15 protein-coding genes are annotated in these 17,375 nt (G+C 52.5%); 8 read left to right on the top strand and 7 right to left on the bottom strand.

Features of this window, described 5'->3' with window-relative positions:
* Window position 1: 1 nt before the first annotated feature.
* The gene (locus AC1DF0_RS01190) at window positions 2–889 is read right to left on the bottom strand and encodes a VOC family protein (RefSeq protein ID WP_477572795.1); all 888 of its coding nucleotides are present in this window, start codon (window positions 887–889) and stop codon (window positions 2–4) included.
* Window positions 890–1,057: 168 nt separating this feature from the next.
* On the opposite strand from AC1DF0_RS01190, the gene wsfD reads away from it, so the two are divergent.
* Entirely contained in the window at window positions 1,058–2,503 is a 1,446-nt protein-coding gene (gene wsfD / locus AC1DF0_RS01185) for a glycan biosynthesis hexose transferase WsfD (RefSeq protein WP_442050174.1), read from the top strand.
* Here wsfD and AC1DF0_RS01180 read toward each other — a convergent pair.
* On the bottom strand, window positions 2,478–3,461 hold the full coding sequence (locus AC1DF0_RS01180; RefSeq protein ID WP_477572794.1) for a CapA family protein: 984 nt from the start codon (window positions 3,459–3,461) through the stop codon (window positions 2,478–2,480). The genes wsfD and AC1DF0_RS01180 overlap by 26 nt on opposite strands.
* A gap of 164 nt (window positions 3,462–3,625) precedes the next feature.
* On the opposite strand from AC1DF0_RS01180, the gene AC1DF0_RS01175 reads away from it, so the two are divergent.
* Complete coding sequence (locus tag AC1DF0_RS01175) at window positions 3,626–4,312, top strand: SIMPL domain-containing protein (RefSeq protein WP_477572793.1); 687 nt, start codon at window positions 3,626–3,628, stop codon at window positions 4,310–4,312.
* A gap of 298 nt (window positions 4,313–4,610) precedes the next feature.
* On the opposite strand, the gene AC1DF0_RS01170 is transcribed toward AC1DF0_RS01175, so the two are convergent.
* Window positions 4,611–5,810 (bottom strand): acyltransferase, encoded by a 1,200-nt coding sequence (locus tag AC1DF0_RS01170; RefSeq protein ID WP_477572792.1) that lies wholly within the window; start codon window positions 5,808–5,810, stop codon window positions 4,611–4,613.
* Between the two features lie 164 nt (window positions 5,811–5,974).
* Between AC1DF0_RS01170 and AC1DF0_RS01165 the strand changes: the two genes are divergently transcribed.
* Window positions 5,975–6,886, top strand: a complete 912-nt coding sequence (locus tag AC1DF0_RS01165) for an EamA family transporter (RefSeq protein ID WP_477572791.1) — start codon at window positions 5,975–5,977, stop codon at window positions 6,884–6,886.
* Window positions 6,887–6,968: 82 nt separating this feature from the next.
* Here the strand turns inward: AC1DF0_RS01165 and AC1DF0_RS01160 are convergent, their stop codons facing one another.
* The 3 genes from AC1DF0_RS01160 to AC1DF0_RS01150 form a co-directional block, all read right to left on the bottom strand.
* Complete coding sequence (locus tag AC1DF0_RS01160) at window positions 6,969–7,163, bottom strand: hypothetical protein (RefSeq protein WP_477572790.1); 195 nt, start codon at window positions 7,161–7,163, stop codon at window positions 6,969–6,971.
* Between the two features lie 57 nt (window positions 7,164–7,220).
* On the bottom strand, window positions 7,221–7,388 hold the full coding sequence (locus AC1DF0_RS01155; RefSeq protein ID WP_442050180.1) for a hypothetical protein: 168 nt from the start codon (window positions 7,386–7,388) through the stop codon (window positions 7,221–7,223).
* 118 nt (window positions 7,389–7,506) lie between these two features.
* Window positions 7,507–8,361, bottom strand: coding sequence for a helix-turn-helix domain-containing protein (locus tag AC1DF0_RS01150; protein WP_477572789.1), 855 nt, complete (start codon window positions 8,359–8,361; stop codon window positions 7,507–7,509).
* Window positions 8,362–8,549: 188 nt separating this feature from the next.
* Here AC1DF0_RS01150 and AC1DF0_RS01145 point away from each other — a divergent pair, with 188 nt between their 5' ends.
* The 3 genes from AC1DF0_RS01145 to AC1DF0_RS01135 are packed head-to-tail and all read left to right on the top strand — an operon-like array spanning window position 8,550 to window position 12,625.
* Window positions 8,550–10,037 (top strand): tagaturonate reductase, encoded by a 1,488-nt coding sequence (locus tag AC1DF0_RS01145; protein ID WP_477572788.1) that lies wholly within the window; start codon window positions 8,550–8,552, stop codon window positions 10,035–10,037.
* Window positions 10,038–10,040: 3 nt separating this feature from the next.
* Complete coding sequence (locus AC1DF0_RS01140) at window positions 10,041–11,561, top strand: UxaA family hydrolase (protein WP_477572787.1); 1,521 nt, start codon at window positions 10,041–10,043, stop codon at window positions 11,559–11,561.
* 50 nt (window positions 11,562–11,611) lie between these two features.
* The gene (locus AC1DF0_RS01135; protein WP_477572786.1) at window positions 11,612–12,625 is read left to right on the top strand and encodes a zinc-binding alcohol dehydrogenase family protein; all 1,014 of its coding nucleotides are present in this window, start codon (window positions 11,612–11,614) and stop codon (window positions 12,623–12,625) included.
* 462 nt (window positions 12,626–13,087) lie between these two features.
* On the opposite strand, the gene AC1DF0_RS01130 is transcribed toward AC1DF0_RS01135, so the two are convergent.
* Complete coding sequence (locus AC1DF0_RS01130) at window positions 13,088–13,603, bottom strand: N-acetyltransferase family protein (RefSeq protein WP_477572785.1); 516 nt, start codon at window positions 13,601–13,603, stop codon at window positions 13,088–13,090.
* A 222-nt stretch (window positions 13,604–13,825) separates the two neighbouring features.
* On the opposite strand from AC1DF0_RS01130, the gene AC1DF0_RS01125 reads away from it, so the two are divergent.
* Window positions 13,826–15,670, top strand: coding sequence for an ABC transporter ATP-binding protein (locus AC1DF0_RS01125; protein ID WP_477572784.1), 1,845 nt, complete (start codon window positions 13,826–13,828; stop codon window positions 15,668–15,670).
* Window positions 15,654–17,366 (top strand): ABC transporter ATP-binding protein, encoded by a 1,713-nt coding sequence (locus AC1DF0_RS01120; protein WP_477572783.1) that lies wholly within the window; start codon window positions 15,654–15,656, stop codon window positions 17,364–17,366. Before AC1DF0_RS01125 ends, AC1DF0_RS01120 begins: the two co-directional genes overlap by 17 nt.
* Window positions 17,367–17,375: the final 9 nt, after the last annotated feature.

Here is a 17,375-nt window from a genome sequence, read left to right as displayed (position 1 = left end):
TTTACCTGCGATACCGCAGGCGAATCTCGATACCAGTCGGGTCATAAGCGATGGCGATTTCGCCTCTCTCTGTAACCGTAATACCTTTGCTGCGCAGATGCTCTAGCAACTGCTTGCGAGCTTCCGCATTAGGGAACACAATCGTATAGTAGTCTAATCCGACGGAATCTGCCCCTGGCAAGCTAGCGCCGACGCCTGCCCATACGTTCATCCCAATGTGGTGATGATAACCGCCGGCGGATATGAACAGTGCCTGCATCGTTTCCTTGTAGTCACCGACGATGTCGAAGCCGAATTTGTCGATATAAAAAGAACGCGATGACCCGAGGTCGCTGACATGAAGATGGATATGGCCCATGATAGTTCCGAACGGCAGTCCGCTCCAATGTTCCCCTTGGCTTGCTGCAAGCAGGCTATCCCAGTTAATCGGGGCGTTAGCCATGACGTAATCTCCTTTGGCGTCACGCTGCCACTCCTCGCGAGGGCGGTCGGCATATATTTCTATGCCGTGATGATCGGGATCGGAGATGTAAAGCGCTTCGCTCACAAGATGATCGGCTTGTCCGATGGGAATACCGGCCGAAGTTAGATGGCGGGCAACAAGCGATAACGACTTGCGATCAGGAAGCAAGAGAGCGAAGTGGTACAGCCCGGCATGTGAACGTCTTCTTGGAATGACCGCGTGCGGAATTTGTTCCAGCACGAGCAAAATTTTTGCGGCTTCTTCATTTTCGCTCGCTACGCCAAGCATGGCAGATTGACCATCATCGCTGTGCACGAGCAGCTTTAATCCTACAATATCCTCATAGAAGCGGATCGAACGCTCAAGATTGCTAACTCGCAGCTTAACCTCGCCGAGTGAAATCGATTGATTTAGTTGAGTCGTCATTTCGCTGCTCCCTCCTAATGAAATTTCATAATCGACTACTTACTTATAATAAGTGTATAACTATTAGTTGTTAAAGTGAAGTGTGCAATTGAAACTTCCCTGCTTCACCCATTCATGAATTGGGAATGCTAATATAATGTTCTCATTTCATCAAATCGGGAGGTTCTATTGAACAAGTTCAGATTTACTAACGAATGGGCCATCACTTTGGCCGCAATACTTATTCTTGGCGGCATTCTGATGCTGGGCCCGATTGTCGGACTCGCAGATAACGGCGATTTCGCCCGTATTATGTGGGCAGGGGGCATCGGATATGCGGAGGGTGAATCGTACCAAGAAACCTATTTTGGCTTCGCCCATACGGATTACACCTACAAAAAAATGTTATGGAGCGGCTATGTATCGACGCAGATTATTATCGTCATGATTGCCGGATTTATAGGCCGGATTATCAATAGCTCCTATTTTGATATCCGTGTATTATCCTCTATGTACAGTCTTTTATATGCTGCGGCTCTCGTTATATGGATGAAATACAACAAAACGCGCTGGCCACTTCTAAATGGGGTTATCGTGGTTATAGCGACGTTTGTTTTCCTCGATATCGGCTATATCGCTTATTTCAATTCATTCTTCGGCGAAGCTGTTACGCTGATCTTCATGCTGTTGACGTTTGGGCTGGCGCTAGCGGTTGCGACAAGTGATACAACGGCACGCAAGCTGCTGCTGCTGTTCTTCATCGCTTGCTTTTGCCTTATTTGCACGAAGCTGCAAAATGCTCCAATCGGATTGCTGCTGATCCTCATAGCGGCCAGGTTCTGGGCACTGCGCAAGGACAAGCGATGGCGCAAAATGATTCTAATCGGCTCATCCGTCCTGTTGATCGCAACGGCCGTTATGTATATAGCCGCACCTCAGCGGCTGAAGCATATTAACCTGTATCAGACCGTGTTCTACGGTATATTGAAGGATTCTCCCGATCCGGATGGTGCGCTTAAGGAGCTTGGACTGCCGGAGTCGTTCAAGGTGCTGGCAGGAACGAATTATTTTCAGACCGATACGGCTATTAAACAAAATGACCCTATTCTGACAGAGTATCTATACAGCAAGCTGAGTCACAAGGACGTATTGCTCTACTATATGAAGCATCCGGGCCGCTTCCTTCAGAAGCTTGAGCGCGGTGCAGAGAGCGGGATGAGCATCCGACCCTACTATCTGGGAAGCTATGACAAGGACGAAGGAAAGCCATATGGCACAATCGCATATACGTTCAGTTTATGGAGCGAGTTCAAGCATGACTTTGTACCGAATAAATTATGGTTTGTTTGCTTAATCTATCTCGTTTATTATGCCGGCATCGTCTATGAATATACGCGGCGCCCTGCGGAGAGACAGCGCGCCCGTATCGATATATTCGCTTGTCTTGGCCTTATTGGCTTGTTCGGCATGGGCGTGCCGCTGCTGGGGGACGGTGAGGCCGATCTCGGCAAGCATCTGTTTCTCTTCAACGTATGCTTTGATATGATGCTGGCTGTTGGTGTTGTTTACTTATTAGCGATACTGACGAGCCGAGTCTTGTCGCTACGCACTATCGGCGGCCGCGAGACTCCGTGACGAGTCTGAACGTTTTTTGACCATTCTGCTTAAAAGATCTAGCTATCGTTGGAATACGGCCCACCCTTACGATGTCAGTCGAACCCTTCGCATCCTTCGTAATCGTAAGCTTAAGGATCATCGCTCGAATCGTATCTATCCTGTTATGCAGCTTATGCGAGAGGAAGTTGCCGAGGGAGTAAGCTGCGACTCTCGTCTTGACTACGCCATATTTGTCTCTCACTTTGCTTGTCACTACGGGCTGAAGCACATGCGGGTGAGCACCTAATACGACGTTCGCGCCATGCTTGAAGCATAAGGCGACGAGGCGGCGCTGCTCGGCGTTTTGCCGGGTGCGGTATTCCGTTCCAAAGTGAAGGCAGACGATCACAAAGTCGCTCTTCCTCCGGATTCGATCGATATCTGCGGCAATTCGCCGAGGCTCGATAAGATTAACTTTATGCGGCTGAGAAACTGGCATACGATTCGTCCCGTACGTATAGGATAGAATGCCGATATCGATGCCTTTGACGTACATAATGAGCTGTCCGCGGGATTCTTCTAATGATCTTGCTGTGCCCGTATGTTTAATGCCTAGGCTGTCCAAAATGCCTAAAGTCCGGTTCAGCCCATACATGCCGCCGTCGGCGCAATGGTTGTTGGCCGTCGTCATGACGTGGAAGCCTGTTTTTTTCAGCGTGGAAGCAAGCTCATCGGGACAGTTGAACAGCGGGTTGCCGGTTCGCTTGTTGCGAAGCTCGTATCGGCCTACCCGATTCGGATTGCTGCCGAACCATGGCGTGCCCGAGAATGTCGTCTCCAGGTTGCCGATAAGCAAGTCGTTGTTGCGCAGTTGAGGAGCGACGCCCGCGAATATAGGGCCGAAGGCGTAACGGTTCGTTCGCCCGATTCTAGCAGAATCTATGATCGGGTTTTTCATAAGCAAATCGCCAATCGCACCGATAGTAATGGTAGTCAATGGTTCACCTCTCCCAAGTACAAGATGTAATACTTTATTCGAACAGGCGTACCGTGCGCGCGGTATACGACTAGGAGGGTGAAACATATATATGGAGCAATTCGTTAGAGTGTATAGACCCATAGTAATCAGCAAATAGCTTGGAAGTAGAAGGGAGCTGGCACATGAACGGATATGGAGGAACGCCCATGGGAGGCGTTGCACCTGCATTCGTGCAGAGAAATCCAGGGACGATTGAGGTGATCGGAGAAGGAACAGCTACGGCGCCTGCCGACCGTTCTATCATCGATCTTGGCGTAGTCACGGAAGGAACTGAGCTTCAGAGCGTTCAAGCGGACAATGCGAAGATTGCTACTGAGGTTATTGAAGCGCTGCTAGAATTTGGCATCCCTCGCGAGAAGCTGCAGACGCAGGATTACCGAATCGATACGATGTATGATTTCGTTGATGGGAAGCAGGTGTTTCGCGGCTATCAGGTGACCAATATGCTGCAAGTAACGGTGGATCAGGTCGCGCAGACTGGCGCTGTCGTAGATGCTGCTGTCGCAAGCGGAGCTAATTCCGTGACCAGCATTCGGCTGACAACCTCACAGCCTGCGCTCTACGAGCACCAAGCGCTGTCGAATGCGGTAAGAGATGCCGCCCAGCGAGCGATCACAGTGGCGCAGACGCTCGGCGTCGTCATTTCGAGCGTGCCGCTCGAAGTACAGCAATTGCCTCGGGCGAGCGGCCCGATTCCGATGTTCAAGGCGGCATCATTCGCCGCGGACAGCGTTGCGACGCCGATTGAGTCAGGGACGCTTACCGTTAACTCGTCCGTACGGGCGAAGTATGTGATCGTGCAAGCGTAGGTGTAATCGTGTTGACCGTTATTGCGAGGTCATTGGCAAGCAGCATAGCTCCTGCAGTGAAATAACTGGAATTCATCCCGTTAATTTCAGCAGAAATCAAGCGATTGATCAAATAACTGGAATTTATCCCGCTATTATTGACCATTTTATTGCCCAAGCATGGAAATGGAGGGAATAACGGGAGAAAAAGGCGTTAATGGTTGTATACATGTTATAGTTGCTGAATTAGAGGTACAAACTCCTGTTAATTGCAAGATAGCGAAGAGGCCCTTCTGAGAGCAGCCTCTTCTTTTTTAGCCTATGAGGCAGTTATGGTTGTGGGAGGTGCAGTGCTATGAGGCGCGGTTTGCTTATTCGTTGGAAGGGGGCCGAACAGCAGCCAGTGCCACTTCCATTTCGCGCTAAGCGAAACAATCAGCCATGGGAGGATAAGGGCAATGAGGAACCCTATTGCCATCGAGAGATGGTAGAGAAGCGAGCTTCCGCCAGTTGGCATGAGCCGGTTGTAGTAGGTAACGATAGGATGGAGCAGGTAGATGCCGAAGGACGCTGCGCCGATATGAAGGAGCGCGCGAACGAATACCTTATTCCACCTGTCGTAGATCCAGTGCGAGAGCTGAATGAGCACGAGGCCTGCCGTTACGCATTGCACCTCATTTACGTATTCCAATTGCTTCGACGTAATAAGGAAATGACCATACACATTCATATGATAGCCGTTCATCACCATATAGATGCCGCTGCCTAGGAACAACGTCCAAAGCGCGATCCAAGCTGCTATTTTGCCAGCCGAGGCATTCTGCTTCTGAATCTTAATCCAGCCTGCCAGCTTCAAGTAATGGATTCCGATAAACGCTCCTGCCGCAAAATAAAACATATAGGTTAGCGAATAGCTAGCGGCATATTTCAAATGGAACATAGGTACAATCTTATAGATGAACACCCACTGTACGAGCAGTCCGATCCAGACGATATGATTGCCAAGCGAGGGAAATCGCTTAAGGGTGCTTAGCAAAAGAGGCGCAAGCAGATAGAACTGAATGATGATGACGATGAAATACAGATGCGTATACGTTTTGCCGATTAGCAGCTTGTCCCAAAATATGGGATCGGTGAAATAACCGATAAACGTCTTCAGATCGACGAAGCCCGGACCGACCAGCTTAACGAAAGCCCAATATAGAAATGAGAATAGGACGAACGGAATAGCCAGCTTCGTAATGCGTTTTTTGTAAAATTGCCCGGTCGTTCTTAACGTCCATGGTTTCCCGTAATAGTTGTAGAACAGTACGAAACCGCTTAAGAAGATGAAGACGGGCACGGCAAATTTGGAGAACAGGTTGAGAAAAACATAAACCGGATAAAAGGAGGAAGAATGGTCGTAGCTGCTCACAGCCGACGAAGTGGAGTGGATCATAACGACCGCCATAATGCCGATTGCTCTGACAATGTCGAGCTCGGGCAGATATGGTTTTTTTGTTGTCTGTACTAACGGCATGAGAATCCCCTTTAATTAGTGAGTCAAACTCTTAATCCTATCAATGGTAGTATTATACAATAACAAGGCAAGGATTCCAATTGAACCAGCAGACAAATTCGCTAACGCCTGCTATGATAGAACACGACAACAGGGCATTTAGGGAAGGGGTCTAATGGTAACTCATGTGGTTGACGTATTCGGTCCTTGCAGCATTCAGCTTCGGCTTGCGAGGCATCCTCTATCATTATACAAGTCAAAAACCGCTTAACCGCAATTTGCTGTTATGCGGCACCTTCACGATGGGTGCGGTTATAAGCATCGTGTGCGCGCTGCTATATTCGTCCCATTGGTCGACGGCGGCGCTCGTCGGCATTCAAATGGGATTGTTCTCGTTCGGCGCGAATGCGAGCATGTTCAAAGGGTTCGCCGTAGGCAAAGCATCTTTGGTGGCGATATTGACCGCGCTGCCCTCGATCGTCGTCGTTGTCGTCGCCTTCGCGATATGGAACGAGCGGCTGCACGCGATGCAACTGATCGCCTTCGCCATTATCGTTGGCGGCATCCTGCTCGTTCGGTATTCGAACGATATTTCGCTGCGCAACCTGCAGGGCGCTCAGTGGGGCTTGCTAGCGATGCTGCTGTTCGCGGGCAATGATCTTACTGGCAAATGGTCGACGCTGCTGGAAGCGGAGCTGTTCCCGACGCTATTCTATATGTTCGTCACCGGCGCAAGCTGCTTCGGTGTCTGGTGGCTGCGTGACCGTCAGCGCGAGCAAGGCAGTTTAGCGCGTGACGGTGAGGAGGTAGCCGTCGTGGCGGCGGCAAGCGAGATGAAGGGCGAGGCCTGGAGTCCGCGGCGGACGTTTCTCGTTGGCATGGCGGTCGGCATCACGAACGTCGTTGGCATGATGTTCATCGTGACCGCCTTCGACTTGGGCAAGGCGGGACTCGTATCCGCAGTGACGGCGCTTAATGTGCTGATCGTCCTGCTGTATACGAGACTGGTCGTGAAGGAAGTATTCTCTCGTACGGAGCTGATCGGTATCGTGCTGGCGTTTGCCGGCATCGTGCTAATGCGGTTGTTCGGAGCGTGAGGGAATGCAATAGTAACACTAAAAAGGACAGTCCTTGTTAACCGCCGTTAAGGCGGGTGCAGGACTGTCCTTTTTGTATTTATTAGCTGCGAGTCGGCACGCTTTGTGCTCCAGGACGAATACGAACGACGCCGATCTCCGAAGCGTTAATAGCGAATGCGTTGCCGCCTTGATTAATCGTAGCGCTGGCGCCTTGCTTCACATGAACGTTCGTCGTGCCGTTCGACCATTTGGTCGTATTCGTCTGACGCGAATGCTTGCGTTTATTCGGTTTCATGCGGTCACCCCCTTTCTTACGGAGCATGCTCTTCATGACTCTGTCAGGCGGGAGTGACTAGCGGCGCCTTGGCTTTTCCGTCTTGAAGATTTTCACATTAAGCGCGTTGCTCGCAAGGACGTTGCCGTCGAACGCTTTGGCTGATGCCAATTGCTCGATTTTGATGACGAGATATTTATTTTTGCCGACGCGATATTTGTACGTTTTCACATTCGAACGAAGCATGTACAACCTCCTTGCCGTACGGATCGGTGTTGAACTACAGCATATGTGGGAGGCGGACGTGCCGTAACGGCAAGTAACCAACACCGTCTATATGAGCCATATTCGCACGGCAGAGCAGCTAGATTTTCTTGTAACGGGCGGGGGTTAAGCCGGTCATCTTCTTGAACATGCGGTGAAAATGGGGCAAGCTCTCGAACCCGCACAGCTGCGCGATCTCAGCGATAGGCGAGTCTGTCTCGGCGAGCAACTCCTTCGCGCGAATAATGCGCTTCGTCGTTACGTATTCGGTGACGTTCAGGCCGGTCAGCTTCTTGAACAGACGCGAGAAGTGCGAGGGGGTAACGGCGGCGCGCGCGGCAAGCTGGGCTAAGCCGAGCGGCTCACCCAAGTTCTCGTCGATGAATGCGAGGATACTCGTCATCCAATGCGGCGCGATCGAGGAAGCTGCTTGGAAATGCTCGGTAGCGCTCATCATTCGGTTGACAAGTAACAGCAACTGCTGCAGTTGGATGAGCGAAGCGTGCCTGTAGCCCGGAGTTTTATCCTTATGCTCGCTATGAATGCTTTCGATAAAGGATTCGATCTGTTCGCGCTCGGCATCTGTAGTCAGCAGCTTATAGCGACGTTGCCGCTTCGCAAGCTCGAAGCAGCGCATATAGGAGAACGTATCGCCGAGCGTCGAGCCGTGAACGAGCGTGCCGCTGAAGAAGAGAGCGGTCGAGAGCTTCGGATCGACAGCATCAGGGAATGAGCGGTGGATCGTATTGCCGGGAATGAGCAGCAGATCGCCGGGCTCGGCAGCGACGAACGTCTGATCAATGAAGAAGGTGCCGCTGCCGCTATAGATATAGACGATCTCATGCCAGTCGTGCAGATGGTCCGGCAGCTCGTTCTGCGCACTCTTGGAGTCGCGGTAGACGTATTCGAACGGAAAGGCGGTGCTGGCGTCGAATTGCTTGCGATAGGGGTTCATCGGTTCAGATGGATACCTCCAAATGGGTGTCGTTAAACAGTCAATGAGATTGTATCAAATATCAAAAAAGAGTACAAATAAGCGCTTTCCGAACATTTCATGCACGGATATTGTTTTTTATAATGAAGGAGAAGGCAGATAATGTTCCACCATGATTCGTATCCAAATACGAAGGAGTTTGATAGACAATGACAACGATAATGAACCGCAAGGTTTTGCATACAAAGCAGGCGGAGGCAAGTGAGCTGCTTGCGAGCAGCAAGATTAAAGTGCTTCAAATCGGCGAGGGTAACTTCCTTCGCGGATTTGTAGATTGGATGCTGCATGAATGCCGGAGGCAAGGGTTATACGACGGGGCGGTTGCAGTGACGCAGCCGCGCCCTGGAGGCAAGCCGAAGATCGACGCGCTGGCAGCGCAGGACGGCTTGTATACGCTGGTCATCCGCGGATTGGAGCGGGGCGAGCGCGTCTCGCGCACCGAAGTGATTCAAGTATTCTCACAGGTGTTCGATCCGTATTCGAATTGGGATGCTTGGCTGTCGCTGGCGGAAAGCGAGGATCTTGAGGTCGTCGTATCGAATACGACGGAGGCAGGACTTGTTTATAGACCGGAAGGGCTTGTTGACGGGCAGCCGATTCAATCGTATCCCGGCAAGCTGGCTCAGTTTTTGTACCGGCGGTATATTGCTTTTGAAGGAGATCCGGCTCGCGGTCTCGTGTGCTTGCCGTGCGAGCTGCTGGAGCGCAACGGCGACGAGCTGCGCGACTGCGTGCTTCGCTACAGCGAAGATTGGGGATTTCCAGAGGCGTTCAAGCAATGGATTCGCGAACATAACCGGTTTCTGAACTCGCTTGTTGACCGCATTGTGACGGGTTATCCCGATGCAGAGCAGGCGGATGCGTGGTTCGACGAATGGGGCTACTCCGATCCGATGCTGACGACGGCTGAGCCGTATCACTTCTGGGCCATAGAAGCCGAGCAGGAGCTTGAGCGACTGTTGCCGCTTCGCGCGGCGGGGCTTAACGTCCACTGGGTCGACGATCTGAAGCCGTATCAGCTTCGTAAGGTGCGCATCCTGAACGGAGCACACACGTTGATGACGCCGCTTGGCTTGCTGTACGGCATTCCACAGGTTAGAGAAGCGATGGAGCATGACACACTTGGCAAGCTCGTTCGCGAGACCGTAGAGAAGGAGATTATTCCGGCGCTGCCGATAGCCGCGGAGGAGCTTGCAGCTTATGCGGATGCGGTATATGAACGGTTTCTGAATCCGTATATTTTCCACAGGCTTGCCGACATTGCCATGAATAGTCTGAGCAAATTCAAAGTTAGGCTTCTGCCTACTCTGCTGTACTATGCGGAAGGCGGGGAGCCTTTGGCGGATGGCCTTATGAAAGGATTCGCAGGTTTGCTTCGTTATTACAAAGTGGAGCGTGTTAGCGATGGTTTTAGAGGGAATACGCTTGCTGGCGAGCCCTATAGGGTTCGTGACGATGCAGATCAATTGGATATCATTGCTGCGGTATGGGCGAAGGCGCAGTCTGAAGACTGGCCGCTGGAACAGACGGTAGGAAGTTTGCTTGGTCTTCGCGAAATATGGGGGCATGACTTGGCAGCCGCGCATCCGCAGCTCGCCACAGCGCTTGCCGCAATCATTGCAGAAATGGAGGCATGAGTGATGAACAGCTGGATTAGACTGCATGAGGACGATCATGTCATTATTGCGCTTAAACCTTTCGCCAAGGGGGAAACGCTGACTCTCGAAGAGCGTGAAGGGAAGCCGGTGTTGCTTGAAGTATCTGAAGAAGTGCCGAAGGGTCACAAAATATTGACGAAGCCGGTAAGCAAGGGCGGAGACGTCCTGAAGTTCGGCTATTCCATAGGCAAGGCGAAAGCCGATCTTGCTCCGGGCAGCTGGGTGCATACGCACAATATGGGGACGGGACTCAAAGGGGTTCTTGATTATACGTACGAGCCAACGGCGCGGGAAGCGGCGAAGGCTGTGTCAGCGGAAGCTTCCTATGCCCATCGGACGTTTCAAGGTTATGTGCGAGACAATGGCGAGGTTGGCATTCGCAATGAAATATGGATCATAAATACGGTAGGCTGCATTAATAAGACGTGCGAGATCGTTGCGAGAAGAGCGAACACGATCTATGACGGCCGCGTTGACGGCGTATTCCACTTCGCGCATCCGTTCGGCTGTTCTCAGCTTGGCGATGATCTCGTTCATACGCAGAAGCTGCTGGCTTCGCTCGTTAATCATCCGAATGCGGCGGGCGTGCTCGTCATCGGACTTGGCTGCGAGAACAATCAGATCGACTCTTTCAAGGCGGCGATCGGCGAGCATAGTCCAGAGCGCATCAAGTTCCTGAAGTCGCAGGAGGCGGAGGACGAGATCGAGGAAGCGCTGGAGCTGATCGATGAACTGGTCTTCTATGCGGAGAAGTTCAAGCGTGAGCCTGTTCCCGTATCGAAGCTGAAGCTGGGCCTGAAGTGCGGCGGCTCGGACGGCCTGTCCGGCATTACGGCTAATCCCCTTGTCGGCGCGGTGTCCGATCGGCTCATAGGTGCCGGCGGCACGGCTATTCTCACGGAAGTGCCGGAGATGTTCGGCGCCGAGACGATTCTGATGAACCGCGCGGCGGATGAGCAAGTATTCGGCGATATCGTTCATTTGATTAACGATTTCAAGCATTATTTTATGAAGCATAACCAGGAGATTTATGAGAACCCGTCGCCGGGCAACAAAGCGGGCGGCATCAGTACGCTGGAAGAAAAGTCGCTTGGCTGCACGCAGAAGGGCGGTCATGCTACGGTGACGGACGTCGTTGCTTACGGCAAGCGCGTAACGCAGACCGGGCTTAATCTGCTTGAAGCGCCCGGCAACGACTTGGTATCGGTGACGGCATTATCCGCCGGCGGGGCGCACATCGTCCTGTTCACGACGGGCAGAGGCACGCCTTTTGGCGGACCGGTGCCGACGGTGAAGATCGCGACGAACAGCGAGCTTGCCGAGCGGAAGAAGAACTGGATCGACTTCAATGCAGGCAGACTGCTTGAGGATATGAGCATGGAGTCGATGACCGATGAGCTATGGGAGCAGCTCATCAGCTTAGCATCCGGCGAGTCGCAGACGCACAATGAGCGCAACGGATTTAAGGAGATCGCGATTTTCAAGGACGGCGTTATTTTGTAGGACGAAGTAGTGCGAAAGACAGACATGACGTTATAAAGGGGCGGAGTAAGGTGAAAGCGATCATCTGTGAACAAATAGATAAGCTGGAATTAGTGGAGCAAAATGATCCCTCTCTTGGACACGGAGAAGCTATCGTCCGAATTCGACGGATCGGCATTTGCGGTACGGATCTGCATGCTTACAAGGGGAATCAACCGTTCTTCACGTATCCGCGAGTGCTAGGGCATGAGCTTTCCGGCATCGTAGAGCAAGTCGATGATTCGAGCGGCAGTGTGAAGGTCGGCGATCAGGTTAGCATCATTCCTTATATGCACTGCGGCCATTGCGTTGCATGCCGAAGAGGGAAAACGAACTGTTGTACCGATATGAAGGTGCTTGGTGTCCATATCGATGGCGGCATGCGCGAGCGTGTCGCCGTTCCGGTATCGCATCTGCTTGTCGTGAACGAGCTGTCGCTGGATGAAGCGGCGCTGCTTGAGCCGCTAAGCATCGGCGCGCATGCGGTGCGCCGCTCTGGTCTTGGCGAGGGCGATACGGCGCTTGTCATCGGCTCAGGCCCAATCGGCCTTGGCGTCATGGCATTCGCGAAGCATCAAGGCGCGAAAGTAATCGCGATGGATATTCAGGAGGAGCGTCTCGCCTTCTGCAGACAGTGGGCGAAAGTAGACGAGACGGTTAACGCGCTAGAAAATGCGAAAGCGCGAGTGGCGGAGCTGACGGACGGCGATTATCCGACCGTTGTGTTCGATGCGACCGGCAACGCGCGTTCGATGCAGGGCGCGTTCGACTTCGTCTCGCATGGCGGAACGCTAGTGTATGTCGGCCTCGTGAAGGCGGATCTAACGTTCAACGATCCGGACTTCCACAAGCGCGAGATTACGCTCATGGGCAGCCGCAACGCGACGCAGGAAGACTTCGCCGCAGTTAAAGCCGCCGTCCAAAGCGGCAGCATCGACGCGAGCAGCTACATTACGCACCGCATCCCGTTCGCGGAGCTGCCGGCTCGCTTCGACGACCTGCTGAAGCCGGAGTCGAAGGTCATTAAGGCGATGACCGAGCTGTAATTGTAAGGTCATATTGCGAATAACAAGACAAAAGGCCCGCTGAGGGCCTTTTTGTCTTTGTTCAAATATCGGAATGGCGGTAGCCGTATACGCTTGGTTGCCGGCGTGTCTCCTCGACGTAGTGCGGACCCTAGTGACCTTAATTGATCTTTTCTCCTCCGATTCTTTTCATTACGGACTCAGTGGACTCTTTCAGAGACAATCAGCACGTAATGGACGAGAAAGGGTACTATTAAGGTTTCCTCGGTCCGCAACCAGCCAATAGGGTCGGAATGCGGCCCAATCGTGTCGCTAGGGTCCGTAACGAACGACGCCATAGGAGCCGTCCTCCATCATCGCCACTAAATCGCAGCAGTCGCCAGCTTATCTCCGCTCTGCTTATCCCAGTAAACATCAGCCATTGCATATCGTATGCAATGAAGTTTTTGGCTAATGCATAACATTTACGGAGTTCGACTGTGGTTATTTTCGTGGCAGCGACTTCCAACCGACTGCAAGCTCGATGAATGTTTCTTCTCCAATCACAAGCTCCTTGCGATCGAACACTTCCCCTCCCAGCCGTTTATAGAAATCGACCGCGCTATTTTGCTCCAGCACCCATAACATGAACGAGCGATAGCCCATCCGGCGAAAATAGTCGACTATCTCCTCCGCTAACCTTGCGCCGATGCCTTGGCCCTGGTAGCTGCTTAGAAGATAGATCGAATACAATTCAGCATCATAGCCGTATTCGGGACTTCTTGTCGCTCCGCCGCTAATGAAGCCGACAATAGAATCAGCCTCATTCACGGCCACGTAGATGACGCTGCTCCGATTAGACTGCTCGAAGAAACGAATCCAGCCAGCCTCCCTCGCCTTCACATCCAAATTAGCCAAGTATTCATCAGATATGATGCCTTGATAAGCCGTTCTCCAGCTATCCACATGAACCTGTGCAATAGCAGCGGTGTCTTCAATAGAAGCTTCTCTTATTCCCAAGAATATCGCCTCCTATTTGTCATTATCCACCATTCGCGATCTATACGTTGAATCCTTCCGACAGCTGGAAACAATCGGCCATAATTGTGCAATCGGTAAACCATTTATATAGCTGTTTTGTACATTGACAAAGCTAGGCAGCGGAATTAAGATGTACTTCTGTTACCAAAAATTAGGGTGTTAAAAACACATCATGACAGGACTAGTCAGGGGGGGATAACGATGCGCGACAACCGTGCTACAGCATCGGAGAGCATCAAGGAACGACGGCAGGCAGACAAGGCGCAGCACAAGACGAATATGGAGCTGTCGAAGCGCTCCTATATATGGGCGCTCAAGTTCGCGTTGCCGTTCAAAAAACAGATAGCATGGCTAGCCGTATGCGGCATTATGGCGGTGAGCGGTGAGACGCTGACGCCGAAGATGATTCAATACGTAATTGACCATGTTGTCGTGAACAAGGATAAGGCATTATTTTTCACTATTATTGCAGCGCTTACAATTGTCAATCTTCTTATGCTGATCGCCAAAAACTATCGCAACCTGCTGCAAAGAACGATCGGCGAGCTCGCCTCGCGCGATATGCAGACGGCGATCTTCAAGCATTTGCGCAAGCTTGGCTTCGCGCATTACGAGCGTCATCCCGCAGGCGAGACGCTATCGATGTTCAACTCCGAGGTCGCATCCGTTCAGAAAATATACCGTAACTTCCTGCCCGGCGTCATCGACAACCTGTTGTTCGTCGCCGTTGCGATCGTGATGCTGCTGACCATTAGTCCGTGGCTGTCGGTCATCATGCTTCCGACCTTTGCCCTCTATTACTTATTCGGACCTTACTTCGAGAGGAAGGCCTCCCAATATGGCCGAATGGGCGGCCAGTCCAGAATCGAGTATAACCAATCCATATACGAGACGATATCGGGTATGCGGGAATTCAGAGCCTACGGTTCGCAGCCTTGGTACCATGAGCGCACGCTCGGCAAGCATAAGAATTGGTCGCACTATTATTTGCTCGCTTCTACGTACAGCTTCGGGCGCGGCAGCTTCCGGCGGTTTACCTTCTATCTAGGCGCCGTCGCGTTGTTCATCCTCGGCTATTATTCGCTGAAGAACAACTGGATTACGCTCGGAGGCTTTATCGCTTTCACCTTACTGTATATGACGACGATGTTCCGCCTCACGATGCTCGTGACGATGCTCACAGAACAGAAGCTAGTTATTCATCAGACTGTGCCCTTATTTGAATTCATGCATAAGAATATCGAGATCGACGACCCCGAGGAGCCTATCGAGCTGGAGCAAGTACGCGGAGGTCTGACGTTCGAGGACGTGTACTTCGGATATCCGGAGCAGCCGCCCGTCATTAACGGCTTCAGTCTCAAGATCAAGCCGGGCGAGAAGGTCGCCTTTGTCGGAGCGAGCGGCAACGGCAAGACGACGATGTTCAAAATGATCGGCCGGTTCTACGACCCAACCTCCGGCATCATTAGGCTGGACGGCGTACCAATTAACCAAATGACGCTTGGGCAGCTGCGAGAGTCGGTCGGCTATGTGTTCCAAGAGACCTATCTGTTCGGCTCATCGGTCAAGGAGAACATCCGCTTCGGCAAGCCTGAAGCGTCAGACGAGGAAGTGATTGCCGCAGCGAAAGCCGCCTACGCGCATGATTTCATCATGCTGCTGCCGGAGGGTTACGACACGCTCGTTGGCGAACGCGGCATGAAGCTGTCCGGCGGGCAGAAGCAGCGCATCTCGATTGCGCGCATGTTCGCGAAGCAGCCGGCAGTTATTTTGCTCGACGAGGCAACCTCTTCGCTCGATAACGTGAGCGAGGCCGAGGTGCAGCGGGCGCTCGATGAGGTGCTGGAAGGCCGGACAACGATTGCAATCGCACATCGGTTGTCGACGGTTAAGCATTTTGACACGATCGTCGTCATTCATGAGGGCCGGGTTGCCGAAGCCGGCAGCTACGACGAGCTGATCGCTCGCCGAGGGCTGCTCTACCAGCTAGAAGCAGGACAGTCGGGTCTAACGGAAGAGAGGCTGACGCATGAAGAAGTACGTTAAGTTCATTACATCCCATATCATCATGCTGCGCGGGGCGTATCTGATTGCGCTGCTCTATCTCGCCATTGAATCGGTATCCAACTATACGCTTGTCTATATCCAAAAAATATTAATCGACGACGTCTTCGGCGAGCGCAGGTATGAGCTGCTGCCCATCGTCATCGGGGTGTTCGCTCTGACAGGCACGGTGTACGCGCTTATGTTCACCGTAACGAGCCGAAGGCTCATCAAGAACGAGTTCAAAGCGAGCCGATTATTGCTCAGCCGCATGTTGAAGCGTCTCGAGCACGTGCCAGTGGAGAAGTTCCAAAGCGAGCGTACGGGCAAATACGTGTACACCTTCACGCAGGATCTGTTCCTAAGCGCGAGCGTGCTCGGCTGGCAAATTCCGCGGGGCATTCAGGAAGCAATCAATCTATGCATCCTCATGACGATTATCGGACTGTCGAGTCCGATGCTGCTGCTTATGATCGTAGGGCTGTGTGCCATCTATGTGCTGATCGGTTATTACTTCACTCCGAAGCTTAAGGCAGCGGCTCGGCAAGTAGCAGAGAAGCGGGCTGCGCTGCTCGTCCAAATCGAGGAAGGCGTTGCGTCGACGCGCGAGGTCGTTGCCTATCATCGATTGAAGTGGGAAGAGCAGCTATATATGAAAATGTTCTCGGAGTACTTCGACAGGGTGATGGAGGAAGGCAAGCTCATCAACCGTCAAGTGCGGTACAGCGATCCGCTGAAATGGGGCATTGGACTCCTTGTGCTCGGCTACGGAGGACTGCAGCTTATCGATAACCGGATGTCGGTCGGAACATTCGTTATCTTGTTCCAGTTCTCCACGCAGCTATCGGATGCTTTCTATAACTTCTTCCAATTTTTCATGAATCTATCGTCGCAGATGGCGAACGTGGATCGGGTTCAACGTATTTTATCGCTGGAACAGCATGATCCCGGCGAGAAGGCGATGGACAACAGAATCGAGACTCTGTCGTTCGAGCAGACGAACTTCCGGTATTCGCCTGACCTGCCAGAGGTCATCCAAGGCTTCAGCGCGGAGCTGCCTATCGGACGCAAGATTGCATTCGTAGGCACGAGCGGCGGCGGGAAGTCGACAATCGCACAGCTTCTTATTCGTTTCTATGATACGACGGCAGGCAAGCTGCTGCTGGACGGCGAGGATGCGGAGCGTTATAACCGCGAGCAGTGGTCGCGCAACGTAGCGATCGTGTTTCAAGATCCCTACATGTTCTCCGATACGATCAGAGAAAATTTGATGCTTGGCCGAGCGGTGGCTACGGAGGCGGAGATCGAGGAGGCCTGCCGCATCGCACAAATTCATGATTTCATCCTGTCGCTGCCGGAAGGCTACGACACGAATATCGGGGAGCGGGGCATCAAGCTGTCCGGCGGCCAGCGCCAGCGGATCGCTATCGCGAGAGCGATCGTCGGCGATCCGCAAATATTAGTGCTCGACGAAGCGACCTCGGCGCTCGATCTGGAGACGGAACGGCAGCTGCTTGCGGCGCTCGAAGAGCGGAGACAGGGGCTGACGACGATCATGATCGCGCACCGTCTGTCAACGATCGAGAACGCGGACATTATTTTCGTCATGGATGAAGGATCGCTCGCCGAGACCGGCACGCATGACGAACTGCTGACAAGGGGACGCGTCTATCAGCAACTGCTTACGGCGCAGCAATAACTAAAATAG

This window comes from Paenibacillus sp. 05T425, from assembly GCF_056396205.1.
Note: the sequence above shows the minus strand (reverse complement) of the source record. Positions and strands in the feature narration are given on the sequence as shown.